Origin of the sequence: Desulfobacter sp. UBA2225, from assembly GCF_002348205.1 — a bacterium.
GTDB lineage: Bacteria > Desulfobacterota > Desulfobacteria > Desulfobacterales > Desulfobacteraceae > Desulfobacter > Desulfobacter postgatei.
In genome coordinates, this window is sequence record NZ_DDYV01000089.1 from 1 (window position 1) to 4,918 (window position 4,918).

A 4,918-nucleotide genomic window follows, 5' to 3' on the forward strand; every position below is an offset into this window, starting at 1 on the left:
GACAGCTTCTCTCAGTGGTGGATAACCTTGAGCGGGCCATTGGCTCGGCAACGGATGCCCTGGAGGAGACCAGCCTGCTTGAAGGCGTAAAACTGACGCACAAAGAACTCCTCAAGCTGTTTGAATCCTTCAGTGTAAAGCCGGTTGAGGCAGAAAATCAACCCTTTGACCCCAATTTTCATCAGGCCGTCACCCATGCACAGAATAACGATGTTCCGGACAATACCGTCACCGATGTCCTGCAAAAAGGATATCTGCTGCATGACAGACTGCTCAGACCGGCCATGGTGGTTGTCTCAAAAAGAGTTGAAACGCAGACTCAAGAACCTACTGAAGAAGAATAATAAAGATATTTAGAAAGGAATTGTTATGGGTAAAATTATTGGAATCGACCTTGGCACAACGAATTCATGTGTCGCGGTTATGGAACCCGGTGGAGAGGTAAAAATTATTACCAATGCCGAAGGCGGCAGAACAACACCGTCCATTGTGGCTGTCACTGAAAGCGGGGAGCGTATTGTAGGCCAAACTGCCAAGCGCCAGGCCGTAACAAACCCGGAAAATACAATTTTCGGTGTAAAACGTCTCATCGGCAGGAAATTCAACTCAAAGGAAATCCAGAATGACATTCCCATACTGCCATATATAATAGAGGCAGCCGCCAACGGCGATACTCGGATCAACATCAGGGGCAAGCAGTACAGCCCTGCCGAAATTTCCTCGTTTATTCTTGCCAATATCAAGAAAACTGCCGAGGATTACCTGGGAGAAGCCGTAACCGAGGCCGTTATTACGGTTCCGGCCTACTTTAACGACAGCCAGCGTCAGGCGACCAAGGATGCCGGTAAAATCGCAGGCCTGGAAGTCAAACGTATTATCAATGAACCCACAGCCGCGTCCCTGGCCTATGGACTAGATAAAAAAGGTGAGGAAAAAATCGCTGTTTTTGACCTTGGCGGCGGTACATTCGACGTCTCTGTCCTTGAAATCGGCGACGGGGTTTTTGAAGTAAAATCCACCCACGGTGATACGCACCTGGGCGGCGAAGACTTTGACCTGCGGATCATTGATTATCTGGCAAGTGAGTTCAAAAAAGACCAGGGCATTGACCTGAGAAACGATAAAATGGCGCTTCAGCGGTTGAAAGAGGCGGCTGAAAAGGCAAAAATGGAGTTATCAACCTCCACGGAAACCAGCATTAACCTGCCCTTTATTACAGCGGACGCATCCGGCCCCAAGCATCTGGATATTAAACTGACCAGAGCGAAACTGGAGTCCCTTGTATCCGATCTATTGGACAAACTGGAAATGCCCTGTAAAACAGCGCTGAAAGACGCACACATGAAACCCGGCGATGTGGATGAGGTGGTTCTGGTTGGCGGCATGACCCGTATGCCTGCGGTTCAGGAACGCGTTGAAAAAATATTCGGCAAAAAACCCCATAAAGGTGTTAACCCCGATGAGGTGGTTGCCATGGGTGCCGCAGTCCAGGCCGGCGTGCTCCAGGGTGATGTCAACGACGTGCTTCTGCTGGATGTCACCCCCCTTTCCCTGGGCATTGAGACCCTTGGCGGCGTAATGACCCGGCTGATCGAAAAGAACACTACCGTTCCCACCAAAAAGAGCCAGGTATTTTCCACGGCAGCCGACAACCAGCCGGCCGTCTCCATTCACGTACTCCAGGGCGAACGACAGATGTCCGCAGACAATAAGACCTTGGGTCAGTTTGAACTATCCGACATCCCCCCTGCACCCAGAGGCGTTCCCCAGATTGAGGTAACTTTTGACATTGATGCCAACGGTATTGTTCATGTATCTGCGAAAGACAAGGCCACAGGCAAGGAGCAGTCCATCCAGATTACCGCAGCCTCCGGCTTAAGCAAGGATGAAATCCAGCGCATGGTGAAAGATGCTGAACTGCACGCTGACGAAGATAAAAAGAAACGAGAACTGGTGGATACGAAAAACCAGGCAGAAGCCTTGGTGGACCAAACCAAAAAAACCCTGAAAGAACACGGGAGCAAAGTCGATGAAGCCACCAGAAAATCCATTGAGGATGCGGCCGAGGCCCTGAAGCAGGCCAAAGACTCCGACAACCTTGAGGATATCAAGGCCAAAATAGAAACCCTGTCCCAGGCCTCCCACAAGCTGGCCGAAGTCATGTACCAGCAGGCGCAGACAGACAGCCAGGCCGGACAAGCCGCCGGTACGGATGCCGGCTCTACCAGTGACGATGATGATGTGGTTGATGCGGATTTTGAAGAGGTCAAAAAAGATAAATAACAATGCTCGATAGGTCCCGCCCCGAATTATAATTGCTGATTCAGGGCGGGAATTTGATGTTGAATATAATCCTGCCGTAATCTATATTGACTCGGCAGGATTTTTATTTACAGGGTAGGTTAACTTTAAAAAAATTATTTAAACTGATTTATACATGATCATTACTGATATCCTCCGGCAGAACAACGCTCTTTATCCGGAAAAAGCAGCATTAATTGAACGAACCCCGGCCACAGGCCGGCGAACACAGATCACCTGGTCCGACTTTTACGGGCAAAGCGTTCAGACAGCCAATGCCCTGCAGGCAAAGGGCGTTAAAAAAGGGGATAAAGTGGTCCAGCTGATGAGCAATTGCCTCGAATGGCTGCCCATCTATTTCGGTGTATTATATACCGGGGGCTGGATCGTTCCCCTGAATTTCAGGTTTGAATCAGACAAAATCCGTTTGTGCACCGTAACCGCAGAAGCCAAGATTTTTATTTTCGGACCGGAATTTGTGGTCCGGCTGGAAGAAATCAGGCAGGAATTATCCCAATTTGTGGAATTGTGGATATATACAGGGCCGGAAAACGATTGCCCGGACTGGGCCTGTTCTTTTAAACAATTTATCTGTGAGGCGGACAGGCTCACACCTCCGGACGTGGAAATAACCCCTGAAGACGATGCGGCCCTGTATTTCACCTCCGGTACCACCGGCACCCCCAAGGCGGTTCTGCACACCCACAGGGCGTTGATGCATGCATGTGACGTGGAAAATGACCACCACAGCCAAACTCATGATGATGTATTCCTGTGTATCCCGCCCCTTTACCATACCGGTGCCAAAATGCACTGGATGGGTTCTTTTCTGGTGGGGGGAAAATGCGTCCTGCTGAACGGCGTCAAGTCGGAATGGATCATTGAGGCAGTCTCCGAAGAACAGTGCACCATTGTGTGGCTGCTTGTGCCCTGGGCCCATGACATTGTCATTGCCATTGACAGTGGACAAATCAAGCCAGCCGACTACAACCTTTCGCAGTGGCGCCTCATGCACATCGGGGCACAGCCCGTGCCCCCAAGCCTGATCCTGAACTGGCGCAAACATTTCCCGGGTCAGGATTACGACACCAATTACGGATTAACCGAATCATCAGGCCCCGGATGTGTCCATTTAGGCCTGGAAAATGCGGACCGTATCGGCCCCGTCGGCCTTCCCGGATATGGATGGCAAGCCCGAATTGTAGACAAGCAGGGCAGCCAACTGCCCTTTGGTGAAACCGGAGAGCTTATTGTCAAAGGCCCCGGGGTGATGAAAGAGTACTACAAAGACCCCGAAGCCACTGCCAAAACCATAAAAGACGGTTGGTTGTTTACAGGGGACATGGCCAGGTACGACAAAGACGGATTTATCTGGCTTGTGGACCGCAAAAAGGATGTGATCATCTATGGCGGGGAAAACATTTTTCCTGTGGAAATTGAAAATTTCTTTCTCAAACATGAAAAAATCCGGGACATTGCGGTAATCGGTGTGCCAGACGAACGTTTAGGAGAGATCCCTACCGGAATTATCAGCCTTAAGCCCAATACCATGATGTGCGAACAGGATGTTCTTGATTTCCAGAGCGAGCTTCCCAGGTACAAGCAACTGAAAAAAATATTTTTCGGCGATGTACCCAGAAACCCCACCGGTAAAATAGAAAAGCCGAAACTGCGAAGAATTTATGTCGAAGACAAACGTAAATCCATGGATCTACTGCTCAAATAAAGGAATACCAAAATGAAATATATACTCAGGCGTCTTACCCCATGGGCAATGACGATTTTTATCTCCATGTTACTGGTAACTGTGCCCTGCAATGCGGCCCAGTCCCTTGATGCCCAAACCGCCAAAATCGTCTCCGGCATTGAAGCAAAATACGCCAACAAAAGCTTTATTGCCGATTTTGAACAGGCATCCCGCCTGACCGCCCTGGATGTGACTGAAATTGCCAAAGGCAGGGCCTGGTTCAGCCATCCGGGGAAAATGAAATGGTCATACGACAGTTCAGACAACCATGAAATCATCACCAATGGAAAAAATCTGTGGATTTACCGTCCCGAAGAAAACCAGGTGATGATCGGAGATGCCGCCCCGTTTTTCCAATCCGGCTCCGGCGGCGCTTTTCTGGCAGATATCCGCAAAATCAGGAAAGATTTCACCGTTGAACCGGGCAAATCGGGAGAAAACTTTGCACAGCTTGTGCTGACGCCTAAAAAGGAAACCCCGGAGCTTGCAAAAATACGTATCACAGTAAATCTTCCAGGGTATGAAATTCCTGTGGTTGAAACTGAAAATATTTACGGAGATATCACCAAATTCATATTTACCAATATCCAGTTCAGTACCTTTGACGAACAGATATTTGAATTTACCCCCCTGCCGGGGACTGAAATTATCGAAATGGACTAACAGCCATGGGCTGCCTGGCCTATCGACACCCAGACTCAACATACAACAAAACATCAAAGTAATTTAACTACTTATTGAAGTTTTAAAATAAAATGACGACTAAAAATTCTACACTCCACCAGAAAATCCGGGACCTGGCCAAGGCAAAAAAGGCCATTATCCTGGCCCATAATTACCAGTCTGCCCCGATCCAAGACGTAGCGAATC

General features: G+C 49.0%; 4 protein-coding genes. All 4 read left to right on the forward strand.

Going from position 1 to position 4,918, the window contains the following annotated elements:
- Window positions 1–344 (forward strand): nucleotide exchange factor GrpE (locus B3D59_RS04750; RefSeq protein ID WP_286818060.1); only part of this gene is annotated, 344 nt, incomplete at its 5' end.
- A gap of 25 nt (window positions 345–369) precedes the next feature.
- The gene (gene dnaK / locus B3D59_RS04755; RefSeq protein WP_286818061.1) at window positions 370–2,283 is read left to right on the forward strand and encodes a molecular chaperone DnaK; all 1,914 of its coding nucleotides are present in this window, start codon (window positions 370–372) and stop codon (window positions 2,281–2,283) included.
- A gap of 154 nt (window positions 2,284–2,437) precedes the next feature.
- Complete coding sequence (locus B3D59_RS04760) at window positions 2,438–4,027, forward strand: class I adenylate-forming enzyme family protein (RefSeq protein WP_286818062.1); 1,590 nt, start codon at window positions 2,438–2,440, stop codon at window positions 4,025–4,027.
- A gap of 12 nt (window positions 4,028–4,039) precedes the next feature.
- A complete protein-coding gene (locus tag B3D59_RS04765) occupies window positions 4,040–4,711 on the forward strand; it encodes a LolA family protein (protein ID WP_286818063.1) in 672 nt (223 codons plus the stop codon).
- The last annotated feature ends 207 nt before the right edge of the window (window positions 4,712–4,918 follow it).